This window comes from Maribacter sp. PR1 (genome assembly GCF_028464145.1).
Taxonomy (GTDB): Bacteria; Bacteroidota; Bacteroidia; order Flavobacteriales; family Flavobacteriaceae; genus Maribacter.
The window spans coordinates 22,448-40,245 of the sequence record NZ_JAQPCG010000003.1; the positions used below are offsets into that span (position 1 = coordinate 22,448).

The 17,798-nt window shown below is 37.0% G+C and carries 17 protein-coding genes; 5 read left to right on the forward strand and 12 right to left on the reverse strand.

The window, feature by feature from the left end; genetic code table 11:
• The first annotated feature begins 104 nt into the window (after positions 1-104).
• Complete coding sequence (locus PP182_RS06545; protein ID WP_272650545.1) at positions 105-746, forward strand: protein-L-isoaspartate(D-aspartate) O-methyltransferase; 642 nt, start codon at positions 105-107, stop codon at positions 744-746.
• 6 nt (positions 747-752) lie between these two features.
• Here the strand turns inward: PP182_RS06545 and smpB are convergent, their stop codons facing one another.
• Positions 753-1,214, reverse strand: coding sequence for an SsrA-binding protein SmpB (gene smpB / locus PP182_RS06550; RefSeq protein ID WP_272650546.1), 462 nt, complete (start codon positions 1,212-1,214; stop codon positions 753-755).
• Between the two features lie 70 nt (positions 1,215-1,284).
• On the opposite strand from smpB, the gene PP182_RS06555 reads away from it, so the two are divergent.
• A complete protein-coding gene (locus tag PP182_RS06555) occupies positions 1,285-2,073 on the forward strand; it encodes a DUF6503 family protein (protein ID WP_272650547.1) in 789 nt (262 codons plus the stop codon).
• On the opposite strand, the gene PP182_RS06560 is transcribed toward PP182_RS06555, so the two are convergent.
• A complete protein-coding gene (locus tag PP182_RS06560) occupies positions 2,051-2,593 on the reverse strand; it encodes a SixA phosphatase family protein (RefSeq protein WP_272650548.1) in 543 nt (180 codons plus the stop codon). The genes PP182_RS06555 and PP182_RS06560 overlap by 23 nt on opposite strands.
• An 86-nt stretch (positions 2,594-2,679) precedes the next feature.
• Here PP182_RS06560 and PP182_RS06565 point away from each other — a divergent pair, with 86 nt between their 5' ends.
• Positions 2,680-4,314 carry a PorP/SprF family type IX secretion system membrane protein gene (locus tag PP182_RS06565; protein ID WP_272650549.1) on the forward strand — a complete coding sequence of 545 codons (1,635 nt, stop codon included), beginning with the start codon at positions 2,680-2,682 and terminating at the stop codon, positions 4,312-4,314.
• Positions 4,315-4,349: 35 nt separating this feature from the next.
• Here the strand turns inward: PP182_RS06565 and PP182_RS06570 are convergent, their stop codons facing one another.
• The gene (locus tag PP182_RS06570) at positions 4,350-4,940 is read right to left on the reverse strand and encodes a TetR/AcrR family transcriptional regulator (RefSeq protein ID WP_272650550.1); all 591 of its coding nucleotides are present in this window, start codon (positions 4,938-4,940) and stop codon (positions 4,350-4,352) included.
• Positions 4,941-5,050: 110 nt separating this feature from the next.
• On the reverse strand, positions 5,051-7,651 hold the full coding sequence (clpB, locus tag PP182_RS06575) for an ATP-dependent chaperone ClpB (protein WP_272650551.1): 2,601 nt from the start codon (positions 7,649-7,651) through the stop codon (positions 5,051-5,053).
• A gap of 158 nt (positions 7,652-7,809) precedes the next feature.
• On the opposite strand from clpB, the gene ytxJ reads away from it, so the two are divergent.
• Positions 7,810-8,205, forward strand: a complete 396-nt coding sequence (ytxJ, locus tag PP182_RS06580) for a bacillithiol system redox-active protein YtxJ (protein WP_272650552.1) — start codon at positions 7,810-7,812, stop codon at positions 8,203-8,205.
• Positions 8,206-8,232: 27 nt separating this feature from the next.
• On the opposite strand, the gene PP182_RS06585 is transcribed toward ytxJ, so the two are convergent.
• On the reverse strand, positions 8,233-9,417 hold the full coding sequence (locus PP182_RS06585; protein WP_272650553.1) for a hypothetical protein: 1,185 nt from the start codon (positions 9,415-9,417) through the stop codon (positions 8,233-8,235).
• Between the two features lie 259 nt (positions 9,418-9,676).
• On the opposite strand from PP182_RS06585, the gene glyA reads away from it, so the two are divergent.
• Positions 9,677-10,966 carry a serine hydroxymethyltransferase gene (gene glyA / locus PP182_RS06590; RefSeq protein WP_272650554.1) on the forward strand — a complete coding sequence of 430 codons (1,290 nt, stop codon included), beginning with the start codon at positions 9,677-9,679 and terminating at the stop codon, positions 10,964-10,966.
• Here glyA and PP182_RS06595 read toward each other — a convergent pair.
• The 7 genes from PP182_RS06595 to PP182_RS06625 all read right to left on the reverse strand — a co-directional run bounded on the left by PP182_RS06595 (position 10,963) and on the right by PP182_RS06625 (position 17,798).
• A complete protein-coding gene (locus tag PP182_RS06595) occupies positions 10,963-11,631 on the reverse strand; it encodes a hypothetical protein (protein WP_272650555.1) in 669 nt (222 codons plus the stop codon). The genes glyA and PP182_RS06595 overlap by 4 nt on opposite strands.
• Positions 11,632-11,781: 150 nt before the next feature.
• Entirely contained in the window at positions 11,782-12,450 is a 669-nt protein-coding gene (locus PP182_RS06600) for a histidine kinase (RefSeq protein WP_272650556.1), read from the reverse strand.
• Positions 12,451-12,476: 26 nt separating this feature from the next.
• Positions 12,477-14,555: an ATP-binding protein gene (locus PP182_RS06605; protein ID WP_272650557.1), complete on the reverse strand. Its 2,079-nt coding sequence runs from the start codon at positions 14,553-14,555 to the stop codon at positions 12,477-12,479.
• Between the two features lie 94 nt (positions 14,556-14,649).
• Positions 14,650-14,826 carry a hypothetical protein gene (locus PP182_RS06610; RefSeq protein ID WP_272650558.1) on the reverse strand — a complete coding sequence of 59 codons (177 nt, stop codon included), beginning with the start codon at positions 14,824-14,826 and terminating at the stop codon, positions 14,650-14,652.
• A gap of 145 nt (positions 14,827-14,971) precedes the next feature.
• Positions 14,972-15,703, reverse strand: coding sequence for a LytR/AlgR family response regulator transcription factor (locus PP182_RS06615; protein WP_272650559.1), 732 nt, complete (start codon positions 15,701-15,703; stop codon positions 14,972-14,974).
• Between the two features lie 144 nt (positions 15,704-15,847).
• On the reverse strand, positions 15,848-17,389 hold the full coding sequence (locus PP182_RS06620; protein ID WP_272650560.1) for a hypothetical protein: 1,542 nt from the start codon (positions 17,387-17,389) through the stop codon (positions 15,848-15,850).
• 22 nt (positions 17,390-17,411) lie between these two features.
• Positions 17,412-17,798: an acyl-CoA thioesterase gene (locus PP182_RS06625; protein WP_272650561.1), complete on the reverse strand. Its 387-nt coding sequence runs from the start codon at positions 17,796-17,798 to the stop codon at positions 17,412-17,414.

Here is a 17,798-nt window from a genome sequence, read left to right on the forward strand (position 1 = left end):
TAAGTTAAAAGAAGAATGTAATTTTCAATTTTAGCATTAACTTTTTTTGGAACCTTCTTTTCTATGTCCAACTTTTATAACTTTGAGAACCAAACCAAACAAAATTGAAAGATACCTATAAGCATAGGGGCATGCGCAACCAATTGGCCGAGGTGCTGATTGGAAAAGGCATTACCGATAACAAAGTTTTAGACGCCATTAGGGAGGTTCCAAGACACCTTTTTATGGATAGTAGTTTTGAGGGCCATGCCTATCAAGATAAGGCGTTTCCCATAGCGGCCGATCAAACCATTTCACAACCCTATACCGTTGCGTTTCAATCCGAGTTATTGGAACTGGAACCTAATCTGAAAGTTCTGGAAATAGGTACTGGTAGTGGCTACCAAACTGCGGTGTTATTAAACTGCAAAGCTAAAGTTTACACTATTGAACGACAGTTGGAACTTTTTAAGAAAACCAACCTCTTCTTCAAAAAAATGGGTTATCGTCCTAAGAAGTTTATTTTTGGAGATGGTTATAAGGGGCTGCCAGAAGAGGCACCTTTCGACAGAATAATAGTTACTGCAGGTGCTCCTGAAGTTCCCAAGGCATTAATGTCCCAACTAAAAGTTGGAGGGCGATTAGTGATTCCCGTTGGATTTGAAGAACAGATTATGACACTTTATGAGCGAACTTCAGAAAAAGAATTTAAAAAAACAGAGTACGGTTCTTTTAGGTTCGTCCCTTTGTTAGAAGATAAAAACTAAAGGGTTTTATGAATTAAAACTTTTTTTAATTCGATCTAAGTTTCTTTTGTTGTCCCTATCCTTAATCGTATCACGCTTATCGTATAGTTTTTTACCCTTAGCCAAGGCTATTTGTAATTTGGCGAGTCCACGATCATTAATAAATAGGGTCAAGGGTACTATGGTAAGCCCCGAGGCTTTTACTTCTTTATGGAGTTTCTTTAATTCCCTCTTATTCAATAAAAGTTTTCTTTCGGCCTTTGGTTTATGATTAAAATGTGAGGCATGTGAATATTCATCGATTTGCATATTGATGACAAATAATTCCCCCTGGTCGTTAAACTCACAAAAACTCTCGGAAATTGAGGCCTTTCCATATCTAATAGACTTTATCTCCGTACCGGCAAGCACAATTCCTGCCGTATACTTATCCAGTAACTCGTATTCAAAGCGAGCTTTTTTATTTTTTATATTGATATTCTTCTGCATGGGTGACAAAAATAAGGACAATTAAATAATCTCTTTGATCTATAAACAGATTTAAAGCGCTTATTTTGTAATGAACTCTAATATCTTACGATTAACTGAAAAAATAATTCATATGCACCGTGTTTTGCTCGTAATGATTCTAGTTTCTCTATCGGGTTGTGAAAAGAGAAAGACCCTTACCGCACAGGAGATTGTAGATAAAAGCATATTGGTTAGTGGTGGTGAAAACTATAAACGTTCAAACATTGATTTTGACTTCAGGGATATGCACTACAGTTCAAAGTTGGAGAATGGAAAAAAGATACTACAAAGACAAATCAAAACCGATACTGACCGGATTTTTGATAGGAAAACTTCATCGGGTTTTGAAAGGTATATTAATGATACATTGATGGTTCTGGCCGATACCACGGCAAATAAATTTGCCAACTCGGTCAACTCCGTACATTATTTTGCTTACTTACCTTATGGGCTAAATGACAGGGCCGTTCAGAAAAAATTATTAGGAACTGTGGATATAGAGGGTAAAGAATATCACAAGGTTGAGATTAGTTTTCAAGAAGAAGGGGGAGGGGATGATTATGATGATGTATATATTTATTGGTTCAATACCCAAACCAATAAGCCTGATTTTTTAGCCTATGAATTTCATGTAAATGGTGGTGGTCAACGCTTTCGTGAGGCTTTCAACGAAAGAACCATTGGAGGTATTCGGTTTGTAGATTATAAGAACTATAAACCTAAACAGGAAAACACTTCAATTTACCAAATAGATAGCTTGTACCTGAAAAATGGATTGGAATTATTGTCCGAAATTAAGTTGGAAAATATAGAAGTTAGTCCGGGCAGTTACAATTGAAAACCAGTCTACTGCTATTGGCAACTCCATCAACTATGTTTACGATAAACAAAGTACCGTTTTCACTGTCGTCTATTTGGGTGTATTTTTCCTCTCCCAAAAGAAGATTAGCAAATTCAGGAGTTGTATTGCTATGTCCTACAACCAAGACTTTTTTGTTTAGGTTATCTATTTTAAATTGATCTATATCCATTATCCTTGGATCATAATATTGTACATCGATATTTTTCTTTACGGAAGTAGGTGCTGCGGTCATGGATGTTCTGTTGTAATCGGTAGAATATATGGCATCTAAATCGACCTCGTTTAGAATTTCTGCCCAATGCATAGCCCTGCCGAGTCCTTTCTGGCTAAGCTCTGGATCGGCATCTTCTGGGTTGCTTCTATCTTTTTCAGCATGTCTTATTAAATAAAACGTGGAAATATTCGGGTTTTCGTTTGTATTGTCGGTAGGTTTGTCTTCTTTGCAGGAAAGAAAGGACATTATAAAGCAAAGTGATAGAATCTTTAATAGTTTCATTGGTGTAGAGATAATAATTCCTTTAATAGAGAACTAAATTTACTTTAAAATAGTACGTTAAACCGCTATTTTTTGTTTTTTTGCATATGAATAAATTTTGTGGGGCACTTCTTATTGTATTTGTAGTTGTTGGTTTAAATGCTCAGGATGTAGAACTTCCAAGTGATTATCGACAACACAATTTAACTGAATACAATTCCAGTCTACTTAACCCTGCCTATTCCTTAGATAAGAACAACCCTTCCTCCTTGGCTTTTTGGTCGAGATGGCAATGGCAGACTTTTGATGGTGATCCTACAACGTTATTTTTTAATTATTCCCATCGTTTAAGTGAACTATCCACTGCAGGTGTTGGTTTTTTTCAGCACAATACCGAAATATTTATAAATACAGGGCTGAGCATCAATTATGCCTATAACATTGAATTAAGCGAACGTGCAAGTCTAGGTGTTGGGGTAAATATTTTAGGATTTCAACAAAAATTGGCAGATCAACGTTTTTTTACGCCAAACCCCATACAGACCGAAATCACCAATGATTTTATAGTACAATTGGCACCAGGGATAAATTTTAGATACGATAGCTTTAGTTTAGGGCTTTCCTCTGAAAATTTAATGGATTATAATATTAGCACCAATGAAAGGAATACAAGTTCGGATGGTAGGATGTTCTTGGCACTCGCAAGTTATGATTTTCCCATAGGTATTCTCAATTCCGATGATAATTCGGTTTTGATACCAGCTATTTATTATAAATCTATTCCCGGTTTTGATGCTCAACTAGGGTTGACTACCTTATTGTCTACCAATAAATTTTGGGCACAATTAGGATATAATAGCTTTTATGGGATTTCCGGTGGAGTGGGAGGTAGATTTTTTAAACGATTTTCTATCGGAGCTCTGGTGGAAGTGGGAGCTTCTAGTGATATAAGTGGAACAGACCCAACATTTGAATTAGTCACCTCTTACAAGCTTGGAAAACCCAGTGCTGAAGAGCGATATCCAACAGAAGAATTAATAGTTGAAGCGGTAACGGAAAAAGAATTGACCAGAGCTGAAAAATTGGCGCAAAGAGAAGTTGAAAAGGAACGGGAGAGGTTGGAGAAAATACAGCGTCAACGTGAAAAAGATTCTATACGGGAGGCATTAAGACTGACAGATTTAGCATTGGAGGAATCCAAAATGGCGGAGAAAAAAAGAAAAGATTCAATTGCTCAGACTAATGAAGACAAAGCTTTAGCCGAAGTGCAGGCAATAGAGAGGCAAAGAAAAATCGATTCTACCAACGCAGCAAATAAAGCCAAAGAGGCTGCCTTGGCATTGGAGCTACAACGGAAACGTGACTCAATAGCTCAGGCTAAATTGGCGGAAGCTGAAGCGCTTAAACAACAGGAGGAAATTGAGCGCCTCGCCCAGCAAAAAGAGGAGGTTACCCCAGAGAAAGGGGAACGTTACGAAGAAGTAGCCAAACAGGGATCATTAGAGCCAGGCTACTACCTGATTGCAAATGTTTTTGGGACCAAGCGCTATTTTGATGCTTTTATGGCAGATTTACAGAAAAAAGGACTAAATCCTGGTTCATTCTATAGGGATGTCAATAAATACAATTATGTGTATTTAGCTAAGTTCAATTCAATCTCTGAAGCACGAGCAGCAAGAGATTCTAACTTTGGAGGAAAATACACGGAAAAAACTTGGATATTTAGGGTTGTAGGGGAATAGGTTTTAATTAATGGTCGATTTAATTAATTTTTTTTTTACAGTTCCCTTTTTATGAGCACCTCCAAGTAAGTAATTGTGTTGAGCAGATATTTTCTATCGGATGTAATTGTGGACATAGCGATTGCTCCTTGAATCATGGTATATAGTTGTTTGGCAAATTGTAATGGGGTGACAGGAATTTTAATTTCTTCCTTATTAACTCCATTTTCCAGGACCAAGGCAATTTTCCCTTCAATTTCCTTTATGGTTTCTCTTGCCGCTGCTGCTAATAATTTATTGTTATGCTGTGCGTCCACACCTACATTTAGCACAGGACAGCCGCCCATAGGAAGCGTAAAAACATCATATTTTTTATAGAAGTTCGTAAGGTTAGCCAATTTATCCAAAGATGTACCAGAAACACTAAAAACATCATCCAAAGCATTAAGCAGAATTTTGCTGTTATATTCAAATGCAGAAAGAGCTAGAGCCTCCTTATTTTCAAAATTACCGTAGAGGGCTCCTTTGGTTAATCCTGTAGCCTCGGTAAGGTCACTCATACTTGTACCAATGTAGCCATGTTTATTAAATACAGGTGCTACCGTTTCGATAATATATGCGGTGGTTCTTTCAGCTTTGGTGGACATGGATTGGCAGTTTTTTACGAAGATAAAAAAACTATACTGCATGGTATATCTTGACCACAAAAAAAACGCCCTAAATAATGTTTAGGGCGTTTTTCTATTTAATATTCAATTTAAACAACTAAATCGTTTTGATTTCTGAAAACCAGTTCATCATCAAATGCATCCAATAAGATTACACTGTCCGATTTAATTTTACCGCTGAGTAGTTCTTTGGACATATTGTTCAACACTTCTTTTTGAATGGTTCGTTTCACAGGCCTTGCTCCAAACTGAGGTTCATAGCCTCTTACCGCTAAGTAATCAATAGCTTCTTCCGTAGCATCCAAAGTGATATTTTGCTTGTCCAGCATTTTCTTCAAACCTTCTAATTGAAGTTTTACAATTTGTCGTATATCCTTCTTGGTCAATGGTGTAAACATGATGATATCATCAATTCTATTTAAAAACTCAGGTCTTATCATTTTGTTCAAAAGACCGAGGACTTCGACCCTTGCCGCTTCCGCTGCGCTATGGGTATCGGTAGCATTCTCAAATTTTTCCTGAATTATCTGACTTCCCATATTACTGGTCATGATTATAATCGTGTTCTTGAAATCCGCTACACGTCCTTTGTTGTCCGTTAGCCTACCTTCATCCAAGACTTGTAACAGAATATTGAACGTATCAGGATGTGCTTTTTCTATTTCATCGAGAAGAACTACGGAATAAGGTCGTCTTCGAACGGCCTCTGTTAATTGACCACCTTCATCGTACCCCACGTATCCTGGAGGTGCACCGACCAGTCTACTAACCGAGTGCCTTTCCTGGTATTCGCTCATATCTATTCTAGTCATAGCGTTTTCATCATCGAATAAATAGGAGGCCAATGTTTTTGCCAATTCCGTCTTACCGACCCCAGTAGTACCGAGGAAAAGAAATGAACCTATGGGTTTTTTCATATCCTGTAATCCAGCTCTACTTCTTCTAATGGCATCAGATACGGCTTGAATAGCTTCATCTTGACCCACAACTCTTTTATGCAGTACATTCTCCAGACTCAACAATTTTTCTCTCTCACTTTGCAACATTTTGGTAACTGGGATACCGGTCCACTTGGCCACTACTTCCGCAATGTCCTCACTGGTAACTTCTTCCTTTATTAAAGTTCCGGCATTCTGCTGTTCTGCAAGCTCATCTTGGAGTTTGGCAAGATTCTCTTGGGCATCCTTTATTTTCCCATATCTAATTTCGGCAACCTTTCCGTAATCTCCATTTCGTTCTGCTCTTTCCGCTTCGGCTTTAAAGTTTTCAATATCCATCTTTGTTTTTTGAATATTGTCGACCACTGATTTTTCCGTCTCCCATTTGGCAAATATCTCATTGCGGTCCTCCTTAACGTTGGCCAGTTCTAAATTGAGCGATTTCAATTTAGACTGGTCGTTTTCCCTTTTAATAGCCTCGATTTCAATCTCGAGTTGCATTATTTTTCTATCTAGGACATCAAGTTCCTCCGGTTTAGAATTTATTTCCATCCTTAACTTGGAGGCTGCTTCATCCATCAAATCAATGGCTTTGTCAGGTAAGAACCTATTCGTGATATAACGTTGGGACAATTCAACGGCCGCTATAACGGCCTCATCCTTAATTCTCACTTTATGGTGTGTCTCGTACCTTTCTTTTATTCCCCTTAAGATTGAAATGGCACTTTCCGTATCGGGCTGGTCCACGATAACCTTTTGAAACCTTCGCTCTAAAGCCTTGTCTTTTTCGAAGTATTTCTGATACTCATCCAACGTGGTGGCTCCAATAGCTCTTAATTCACCTCTAGCAAGTGCAGGTTTAAGAATATTGGCTGCATCCATGGCTCCTTGGCCACCACCAGCGCCCACCAACGTGTGAATTTCATCAATAAAGAGAATAATGTTGCCATCTGCACTGGTAACTTCTTTTATGACCGCTTTAAGACGTTCCTCAAATTCCCCCTTGTATTTTGCACCTGCGATCAATGCGCCCATATCCAAGGAATAGAGTACCTTGTCCTTTAGATTTTCTGGAATATCCCCTTGAACAATACGATGTGCCAGACCTTCTGCAATGGCTGTTTTACCTACCCCTGGCTCTCCGACCAGCATAGGGTTGTTTTTAGTTCTTCGGGATAATATTTGAAGTACCCTTCTAATCTCCTCATCCCTACCAATGACAGGGTCTAATTTGCCACTGTCCGCAAGTTCATTGAGGTTTTTTGCATATTTGTTCAAGGAATTATAGGTCTCCTCGGCACTTTGAGAGGTAACGTTTGTACCTTTTCTAAGTTCGCTTATGGCCGCCATCAGGCCTTTCTCTGTAACCCCTTGATCTTTTAGGATTTGAGATATTTTGCTTTTGGATTTAAAGATAGCCAATAGTAAATGCTCAATGGAGACGTACTCATCATCCATTTTCTTGGCAATGATATTCGCTTCGTTAACTGTTTTACCAGCCTCACGAGATAGCATGATGTCACCACCTTGTACTTTTGGAAAGGAATTTAGTTCCTTATCTAAGATTTGCTTTATTAAGTTAGTATTAAGCCCTAATTTTTTAAAGATAAAGGGAACTACATTTTCCTCTACCTCTGTGATAGCCTTAAATAGGTGCTCGTTTTCTATTTGCTGATGCCCCAAGGACTGGGCTATCACTTGGGCCTGTTGAACGGCCTCTTGTGATTTTATGGTGAAATTATTAAAGTTCATATATATTAGTTTTGTATTGAATGTTACTTTTGTAGAGAAAAGGGCAACAACCCTACCAATTATTTTAACACGACAACATGTCTGTTAATACTTGATTTTTAAAGACAAAAAGTCAGTTCTTTATAAATAAACGGGAAGCCTATTAAAGTTAATGGAAGATGGGAATATTTGGTAATTTTTTTGGTAAAAATGAGGATGAAAGAGCAGAATCAGGAAAAGAAATACTTTGGATTGACCTGACTGAAACAAATCAGTTGGACGCGATTATTGAAAAATCAAAAGCTAGGCCTCAAGCAATATTTAAACATTCGACCACCTGCGGGATTAGTAGAATGGTCTTGAACATGTTCAAATCGTCTTATAGTCTGGAGCCTTCACAAATGGATTTTTATTTTTTGGATTTACACGCCAACAGAAACGTATCTAATGCTGTTGCTGAAAAGTTGGAGGTAATGCATCAATCGCCACAATTGCTAATAGTTAAGAATGGGGTAGTGGTTGCCCATAGTTCCCATGGAGGTATATCAGAAATACAATTAGAAAACCATATATAAAAAAACTCCGCAATCGCGGAGTTTTTGTTAATTGAAGCTTTGTCGAGTTAAAATCGATTTGAGGTTGTTTTTTAAATCTTCCCCGGCATCATAAACCATTTGTTCATTAGTAGGAAATGGAACTCTTGCTGCTTGTAAAAAGGGTAGCAAGTCATTGTCCAACGCACGTTTATCTCCATTATAGTTTGCAAATATGTGTTCAAAAACAAATTCACTTGCCAAAGGGTATTGGTTTATCTGTTGTTGTTTTCTCAAATCGGTGAAATTAACAACTCCTAAGACTTGTGCGCTCTTAAACTGAGTAAACTGGTAAAAATCACAACGTACGGTTTTGAATTTTTCAATTTTGATTTTGTTGCCAAGACTATCCTTAATTACATTTCCGTTCTGATCCTCCACATATTGATACCCATCCTTGATTTGCTTTTCTTTGATGATTTGTTTCTCATTTACCTGTTCAGGTGAAATATTGATATCCTGAAATGAAACTTCCATTGAATAGTCGTAATCAATATTGGATAATCTATTGGTGTGATATTCCGTCCATAGGCTGTTAAGGCCATAGGTGTTCAAATTCAATAACTCATCCTCCAGTCTTTGTGGAATAACCTTATCTGTATTGTTTATCATTTCAACTACCACATAATCCAAACCTTTTTGATAGGCTTCATCCATTTTATCGGATGTGTCTTTGTAATTAGGATTTATTTCTTCTAAATATTTTAGGTCTTCGTAGGCATTTCTGTATTCGGTCTTATACCTGGCATCTTGCAAAAGGCCTATAGCATTATCATAAAGGAATTCTGAGAGCTTGACTTTGGCCGCTATTAAGTCTGAATCATAATTTTTAAAACTGAAATGTGCATTTCTGTTTTCCTCCACTACATGTAAAGGTAATAAGGGTCTTATACGTTGCTGTATTTCTTTTAGACTTGCCAAGGATTCGTAAATAGTTTCGTAATTGGCAGGGTTACCATCTTTCTTAAGAAATTTTATATTTTGGATTTCCCTTTCCGTATTTTTTTTAAAAGCTTCCTCTAAAAGTAAAATATAGGCCTGATTACTTTTCTTTGACTTATTCTCGGCAATGTTTACAATAGCCTTGTTAATGGCTGCATTATAATTTCCAGAATTCAAAGCTTCCTGTGTCTTTTTTACACCGCTACAAGAGCAAATAAAGACAATAGTGCCAAAAAGTAGAAATTTTCTCATAACTATAAATTAATTGGTTTCAAGAATCATATTTCAATAGCTATGCCAGAAATATTCCCATACATAACGGAAAAGGTCAAAGATTAGTGTAAAATCGGTGAAATACCACGTTCACAATCCCAATGAATACTATTGAAATCATAATTTCTACGGAGTTATTAACTTTCGTTTGATAAATTATCACTCGTGTTTTTTATTTTTTAGCAATGAAATCAAGAGCTATTTGTACTTTTGCACAAGATTTTAATACTTTAAAGCAATGGAAAGGGATACTCGAATTTTTGAACTTATTGAAGCAGAGAAAAACCGTCAAATTAATGGTATAGAATTGATTGCTTCCGAAAACTTTGTTAGCCCGCAAGTCATGGAAGCCGCAGGTTCTGTTCTCACCAATAAATATGCAGAGGGATATCCTGGAAAACGTTACTATGGCGGTTGTGAAGTGGTAGATGAAGTGGAGCAATTGGCCATTGATAGAGCTAAGGAGTTGTTCGGTGCAGCATATGCAAACGTACAACCACATTCCGGCTCACAAGCAAATGCATCAGTATATCATGCTTGTTTGCAAGCTGGAGATACTATTTTAGGTTTTGACTTATCCCACGGGGGCCATTTAACGCACGGTTCCCCTGTAAATTTCTCCGGTAAGCTATATAATCCCGTTTTTTATGGAGTTGACGAAGCAACTGGAACATTGAATTATGATAAAATTCAAGAAATCGCAACGAAGGAGCGACCTAAATTGATTATTGCTGGCGCTTCAGCCTATTCTAGGGATATTGATTTTAAAAGATTTAGGGAAATTGCGGATAGTGTAGATGCCTTGTTGTTAGCAGATATTTCACACCCTGCTGGTTTAATTGCCAAGGGCCTGTTAAACGACCCAATTCCTCATTGCCATATTGTAACCACAACTACGCATAAGACCTTAAGAGGTCCACGTGGTGGCCTAATATTAATGGGAAAGGATTTTGATAATCCCTTTGGAATAAAGCTCAAGAATGGTAACCTGCGTAAAATGTCCGCACTTTTGGATCTTGCCGTTTTTCCCGGTAATCAAGGGGGCCCATTGGAGCATATAATCGCAGCAAAAGCAGTTGCTTTTGGTGAAGCCTTAACGGAAGAATTTGGTATTTACATGCAACAGGTAAAGAAAAATGCGGATGCTATGGCCAAGGCTTTTGTAGCCAAGGATTACCATATTATTTCTGGGGGTACAGACAATCACATGATGCTGATTGACCTAAGAAACAAGGGAATTACAGGGAAAGATGCTGAAAAGGCACTTGTACTTGCCGATATTACGGCTAATAAAAATATGGTCCCATTTGATGATAAATCTCCTTTTGTTACGTCGGGTATTCGATTTGGAACTGCTGCCATTACCACTAGAGGTTTATTGGAAGAGGATATGAAAACCGTAGTCGATTTAATCGATCAGGTATTGACAAATCCGGAAGACAGTCAAGTTCTAGAAGCTGTAAAGAAAAGTGTAAATACAATGATGAGCGGAAGAGCCATTTTTAATGAAATGACCGTTAAGGCTTAATTATTGTCATCTAAGATACAATAATCCAAATGTGCAGGTATGAATTTATTTTTCTGTACATCGAAAATTAACCCATCTACTTGAGATTCTAAATATATTCCCCAATATTCTTTATAGGTTAAAGATGTTGGGGTTTTTTCTACTTTACCTATAGATGTTGAATTAACTTCGGGAATAGTATCCTCAAAAACGGGTACGAATATTTCTTCGGGCTGTTCGGTTAATCCTTTGGTAATGTGGATATATTGTTTTGCAATTTCTGTAATAATATGGTTGAATTGCTCAGGAATGCTATTTTCGTAAATTCTTTTTACCACGATATTAGTATCATTTAGAAATAAACTGACTTCTTGTAAGTCTATATCCAAATCTTGATTTTGCGCCAACAAAGTTTCAAAACTTTTGGCCATTGTTGATATAGCATTATCGTTGGTCCCCCAAAGCCCTTTGTTGGAATGCCCTAATACATCTATTAGGTTTAAAGAACAGTTCAACTCTAAGACCAAATCAATCTTTGGGTACAAATCGCCTTTATTTTTCAAAATGACATCTGAAAAGTAATTGAGTTCCAAAGATTTTTGGAACTCACCTAGACCAGAAACTTGAGAGGTGCTGCTGGGGTTTAATAGCTTAAATGATTTGTAGGTGTGCAATTTAAACGGCATCCTTGGCAATTCTTTTAATATAAAGATAGCTTTAATGCCTATTCAGGGGACTTAGGAAAACCTTATAATTTATGAGGATATTATAATATTCTGATTTTTAAAAAGTTAAAATGTTTAAAATCAGACTATTATAGTTTAATGTTTTTTGGACTAGAGAAAGCCCCTTTTCTTTGCTTCTTGAATTAGAGCAAGGTCATTGCCGTTTTTCACCCCAAAAATCGCTTTTAATTGTCTTTTTCTAGCCTCAACGGTAGTATTTGCAGAGGCAATCAATGGAGCTATATCCCTAGTATTGGTTCCTAATGATAAATAGTAAAGAATTTTTTGATCTTGTTCGTCAATATCAATTTTACTGGCCATTCTCCTTCTTACGGCACCTAAGGCACTGGCAGTGTAGTAGGGAGGTTTATTGGTAACGGTGTCTACCATTGCTTTTAGGGACATTTCATCAATTTCGGATTTTACCATGCATCCATCCGGGTTTACGGCTTTGAAAATATTGTTTATTCTATAGCTGTCGCTAAAGGAGGACATAAAAACAACTTTCGATTCTGGGACAATTTCACGGGCTAACTTTCCTAAATCCACGCCGGATCTTGGATCATTGGATTCAGCAGGGAACAATTGAATGTCCAACAAAATAATATCAAAAGGTAATGTCCTTGCTGAGTATTCAATTTTCTCTTTTCCCTTATCATAACTTTTAGCAATCTCAACTTTGACTGTAAAATCATCGAATTCGGCATCCTCTAAAATATACTTATAGCCTAGGGTAGTCATTTCATGATCATCTACCGCTAATATCCTCACCGTTTTCATGCCTTTATCCAATTTCTAGTTTTCCTTTAAACGTTTTGAATCTCATTTTTAGTATTAGATTCTACAAAGTAGAGTGGAATCTCCAAAGTTAAGGTCGTCCCTTGATCAGGTGCCGAATCTACAAACCATTTTCCATTTAATTTTTCGATTCTAGAGCTAATATTCCTCATTCCAATTCCCTTTCGCTCTTTATCAAGATTAAAGCCCTTGCCATCATCTCCCATTTGAACGATGAGGTATTCCTCTGAGCGTTCAAAGTTAACAAAGAAATTGTTACAACCAGAATGTTTAATAGCATTTTGTAATGTCTCCTGAATCATCCGGTATACATTTATTTTTATTTCACCTTTTAAGGCATCATAATCTTCATCCTCATCATAATTAAATGTCGTTGAGATATTTACATTGTCTTTGGCCGAACTTAACAAGGTGTCGATAGAGTTGACAAAATTATTAATTTTTTGATAGGCGGTGTGACTCAATTCGTGTGAAATGGATCGAACTTCCTCTTCCACATTTTTGAGCGCTTTAATTGCCTCCATTCGTGCCTCAATCACTTCATCCCCTGTTTTTTTGTTAAGACCGGTCAACACCATTCGTGCCCCCAACATTTTACCCAAAACCCCATCGTGAAGCTCCTCCGAAATCCGCTTTTGCTCCATTCTTTTCACCTCGTCCACTTTTTGTTTTTGGGTAAGCATAAGGTTAAATACCTCTTGGTTATTTGCATGTTGTTGCTGGGTGAATATCAATTTTTGGTTTTTAGCCCTTTGATTGATTATGATATAGACCGAAAGTCCTAAAAGAAAGAAACCCAGGGCAATACCTGCCCACATTTGTTTTTGACGGGCCAACACTACGGCCTCTTCTTCCAATTGTTCATTTTCAGCAATAAATTCGTCGGTCTCAAAACGGATACGGGCAAATTTGTTTCTGGCTTTGCGTTCTTCTTTGACGATACTATCATTTAAAGCAATATATTTTTGGGCATACTGCGAGGCATTTTCATCTTCTAAACGGGCCAAAAAAGTATACGTTTCCAACAGGCGCTCATTACTTGAGCTTTCCTTGGCCAAGCGCATTGTTTTCTTTGCGTTGACCACGGCCTCTGTCGTATCTTTAAGGTATAAATGATATTGGGCTTCGGTAAAAAAGGAGAATGCCAAGCCTCTTATATCTTGAAGACTATCATTTATTTGTATTGACTTCTCAATTAATTTCTTAACGCCGGTAGTATCATTCAATTGTATTTTGGTATAGGCAAGATTGCTTAGTGTTTTGGCGTAAAGCTCCTTATCATTATTTGCCAAATTTTTATTGCTAAGGCTTTCATTAAAAATAGCCATAGCTTTTTCGTATTCCTCCAGACCCTGATAAACCATACCCCGATTATTCATATTCTGTAAAATATCTTGTTCTGAATAGTCTGTTTTTTTTAAATAAAATAAAGCTTCATCATAATATTCAATCGCTTGTTGGTACTCTTCCAAGTCTTGTGAGATTATAGCCAGGGTATTATAAGAAGAATAAAGTTCTTTGCTTTTGTTTAAGGGCTTTAGGCGTTCTATGGCAGCTATGGCACTGGCCTCACTACCGACATAATCCTTTACCTCCAACTGTTGTATGGCCATGTTGTTTAGCATACGCCCTGAAAGAAAGGAATTCCCTTGGGCTTCAAATATTTTCTGGGCTTCGGAATAGCTTTGATAAGCACTGTCCTTTACTGAGTTTTTAGCATAAAAATAACCCCGGTCCCAAAAGGCATTGGCCAATGCAGTCGAATCATTTAAATCTTTGGACAAACGTATGGTCTCCAAATTTATTTCTTTAAAAAAATTCCTGTCTGGAGAACTGGAGCTATAGTAGGATAGGTTTGATAACAACTTTATTTTTAGACTATCTTGCTTCAGGTCATTCAGAAGCCTATGGGCTTGTTTGAAAGTTTCGATCTTTTGTTCAGAAGAAATTTGATTCGAAGTACTCAACTTAATCAAACTATCAATTTGAAACCTTAGGGTAGTATTCTTATTCGAGCCATCATTAACCTGGCTTTGTAGCAGATTTGAAATAAGAAGGGCCAATACGTAGAATAGTGATTTGTTCAATCGTAATTTTTTAAATCTTGTAACTAATTACTTACAAGATATAAAAATGCCCCGAACTAATTAGTACGGGGCATTCAAATATTTTACTTATTGCTTAGGCTTTACCGTAAGGAGGGTCTCTTCTATCATCAGTTGTAGAACAACCGTCACAGGCTAACATCGTACTCAGGTCTTTCATAAAATCGAACTCATTTGCTGTGTTTTCAACTACATAGGTGGTTAATCCTAATGCCATTAAGGCTACTGCTGCAATACTTACTACTTTTTTCATTTTTTAAGTGTTTTTTAGTTAGGGAACTGTTTTTTTATTACACTACTAATGTAATAAGGTGGTTTCGGGAAAGAGTTGCTTTTGCAGCGTCTTTAGTGAACAGGTCAATTCTGTTAGTATTTGACCCAGTTTTGAGAGAATTCGATTAATTTAGCGAGGAAATGCTCTTTTTAGATAGGGATTTCTTGAGTTGATCCATTTTATCTTTATAGGATTTAGAAAAAGGCAGGTTTTTCTCACCTTCTTTTAGCGCACAAATATTTTTACCGAAGTTGATACGGGATACATAGTCCGTATTTACGATATAGCTTTGGTGTATTCGAATAAAGTTTTTGGGTAATTGCTTTTCAAAAGTTTTTAGCGTTTTAAAAGCATTTGTAACCGTACCGTCTTTCATAAAGAATTCCGTGGTATTATTATCAGCCTGTAAATAGAGAATATCTGCGGTATTGATATATTGGAAATCATTATAGGATTTTAGACAGATGGTCTGTGCTTCCTTTTCCTTGGGCATCCTTTTCCTCAGTTTTAACAAGGATTTTCTAATGTCCAATTCATTAAAGGGCAAAAGCCAATAATCAAAAAAACCATTTTTAATTGCTTCATAGGCATGCTTTTTTGTCTTAGAGATACCTATCACTAAGGGAATGTTCATCAAATACTGATGCATTTCCATTACAATTTGAAAAAGTGCTTGAGATTTTTGGTCCAGGTTAATGAAGACCAAATCCGGTGAGAACTTCAATACTTGGTTCAAGCCATCATCAGGAGTCTTTGCTAATCCTGCGCAACTAAAATCACCGTACTCTTCCAAAAAAGTGCTTAATTGCAAATTGGAAACAGCATCGGGATCGATGATGACATATGAATATTCCAAATCTAATAGTGTTCTACCGCAATTTACTAATAGACTGAAAATCTTTGAACTAGGAAATCCTTATAAAAATGGAGGATATTGTAATATTCTACGGCGAATAGGAGTAATTGAAGGGTTTTTCTTTCTTGAAAATTAAGTTATGGACTACTCCTCTTTTAAAATAGCTTGATAAGCGCCTAAATCCGGAGCAACAGTTCGATCTATATTGCGAATGTCCAAAGGCACCTGTTGTGCAAAAGAAGTGTCTCCTTGGTTTACAACATCGGAATCCAATCCGATTCTAAAATCATAATGCTTTGGATTAAAATAATCAGGGTTTCCATTTATAATGATTGCCTTGTAAGCTTCACCTTGAAAATCATAAAGCTGATTATCTTCTAACTGTTGATTCAAATCGCGAAACTTGATAAGACAGTTTTGAAAACTATAATTGAATAGATTTTCGCCATTCGAAGTTAGGGACAACTCGGAGGAGGAGTTTCCATCTATAATGCTGTTTTTAAAATTTGCCTGAATTAAATCCATGCCCTTGATAGCTTCCGTGGTATTGCGGTTATCAACCCAGAGTGCTTTTCCGCTTCTAAAACCATTACTCCAATAATTGGCTATTGTTGCATGGGTAAAATCATAACTGCCGCCAAGGTTACAGTATAGCGAAGAGTTGCCAGAACTACCTAAAACTATATTCTCTGCAGTAATTGTGGCCGATTTTGCCCAAAGATTGTGAATTGCACTATTATGGATTTGGCTGTTCTTAATATCTAAAGTAGCGGTTTGACTTGCTCCATTTCCTTCTACATAAATACCAATCTCAGCATTTTTAATGGTTAGGTGATTAATATAATTGTCGTTACTCCCCTTAGCAATCCAGACCGCCCCCCATTGTCCCGGAATATTAGAGAAGGCAGGTTCTAGCCGGTCACCCTCAAAAATAACCTCACCTTCTAACAGTTCTTGGTCCATACTGTAGGATCCATTAATATTTATGGATGCTCCTTTTTGGATGAAAAGCCCAGAATTTTCGTGAAAATGTAGTCTGGACCCCGCTTCGATGGTCAATTGTTTACCCTCAGGAACACGTGCATATCCATAAATTACATAGGGTTTTTCTTTGGTAAAGGTTAACTCACTATTAGATAAATCAAAACCATCTACCCGTACTTCGGTTCCATCGTTTTGGGTATAAAGTTTAATAGTCGTTTTGTTGCCTTGCTGGTCAAGGGTAGGATGAAGGAACTTGGCGTCCTTAACCAAAGTGACCAATTCCACCTCTTGTAAAAAAACTTCGTTATCGAACTGTATGGCATCCGTATATAGCATAACATTTTCTGGACGAGTAGATAGATCTACAGTGGTTTCAATAAATATGAATAGACTGTCCTGGGCGTAAAGCGGGATGTCCTGAAAATTGTTTCCGGCTCGGCCATCTACGTTTAGTCTATAATAGCTTTCGGCCCCATTTCTTAATTTAATAGAAGGAATAAGCACATCATCCTTTGTATCATTATATACTTTTAGGGAATATGTGCTACTGCCAATTGTACTAAAAATAGTATCCAAGTACACGGTATCCTTAGAAAATGACAGATGACCATCACTAGAAGCATATTCAAAATCCTTTCTACAGGAACTTGACCAAAGTAGCAATAGGAATAAAATGGATAATAAGGAAATTTTTAATCTCACATCCAATATTTTGACCTGCTATTTAAGAAAATATAGCTTTTATATCTTCTGAAATTCGCATTGGTTTTTGGGACTGTTTGTTAAGCAGGCACCATTCAGTACTAGAACGTACCAATAGGTCTTTTGTTATTTCATGGACCATTTCTACTACTCGAACCGAGATGGCTCCTTTACTTTTTTCAATATATGTGGAGACTATGATAGGGTCATTTAAAACGGCCGGTGCCTTATATTCTATGTAATGAGTCAAAACCACCCAAATAGATGCCTCTTGAATGTCTTTTGGAGCGGTATTCTGCCAATGCTCTTTGGAAATATCTTGAATCCACTGCACATACCTAACATTATTAACATGGTTTAGGTCATCTAAATCGGCCGGTTCTACTACGATTCTTTTCTGATAGGGCAT

What these genes read in the sequence shown, in the direction of transcription:
- PP182_RS06625 (WP_272650561.1), bottom strand. Translation starts at nt 17,798, where the DNA reads ATGCCCTATCAGAAAAGAATCGTAGTAGAACCGGCCGATTTAGATGAC.
- glyA (WP_272650554.1), top strand. Translation starts at nt 9,677, where the DNA reads ATGGAAAGGGATACTCGAATTTTTGAACTTATTGAAGCAGAGAAAAAC.
- PP182_RS06600 (WP_272650556.1), bottom strand. Translation starts at nt 12,450, where the DNA reads ATGAAAACGGTGAGGATATTAGCGGTAGATGATCATGAAATGACTACC.
- PP182_RS06585 (WP_272650553.1), bottom strand. Translation starts at nt 9,417, where the DNA reads ATGAGAAAATTTCTACTTTTTGGCACTATTGTCTTTATTTGCTCTTGT.
- smpB (WP_272650546.1), bottom strand. Translation starts at nt 1,214, where the DNA reads ATGCAGAAGAATATCAATATAAAAAATAAAAAAGCTCGCTTTGAATAC.
- PP182_RS06610 (WP_272650558.1), bottom strand. Translation starts at nt 14,826, where the DNA reads ATGAAAAAAGTAGTAAGTATTGCAGCAGTAGCCTTAATGGCATTAGGA.
- PP182_RS06555 (WP_272650547.1), top strand. Translation starts at nt 1,285, where the DNA reads ATGAACTCTAATATCTTACGATTAACTGAAAAAATAATTCATATGCAC.
- PP182_RS06570 (WP_272650550.1), bottom strand. Translation starts at nt 4,940, where the DNA reads ATGTCCACCAAAGCTGAAAGAACCACCGCATATATTATCGAAACGGTA.
- ytxJ (WP_272650552.1), top strand. Translation starts at nt 7,810, where the DNA reads ATGGGAATATTTGGTAATTTTTTTGGTAAAAATGAGGATGAAAGAGCA.
- PP182_RS06565 (WP_272650549.1), top strand. Translation starts at nt 2,680, where the DNA reads ATGAATAAATTTTGTGGGGCACTTCTTATTGTATTTGTAGTTGTTGGT.
- PP182_RS06560 (WP_272650548.1), bottom strand. Translation starts at nt 2,593, where the DNA reads ATGAAACTATTAAAGATTCTATCACTTTGCTTTATAATGTCCTTTCTT.
- clpB (WP_272650551.1), bottom strand. Translation starts at nt 7,651, where the DNA reads ATGAACTTTAATAATTTCACCATAAAATCACAAGAGGCCGTTCAACAG.
- PP182_RS06595 (WP_272650555.1), bottom strand. Translation starts at nt 11,631, where the DNA reads ATGCCGTTTAAATTGCACACCTACAAATCATTTAAGCTATTAAACCCC.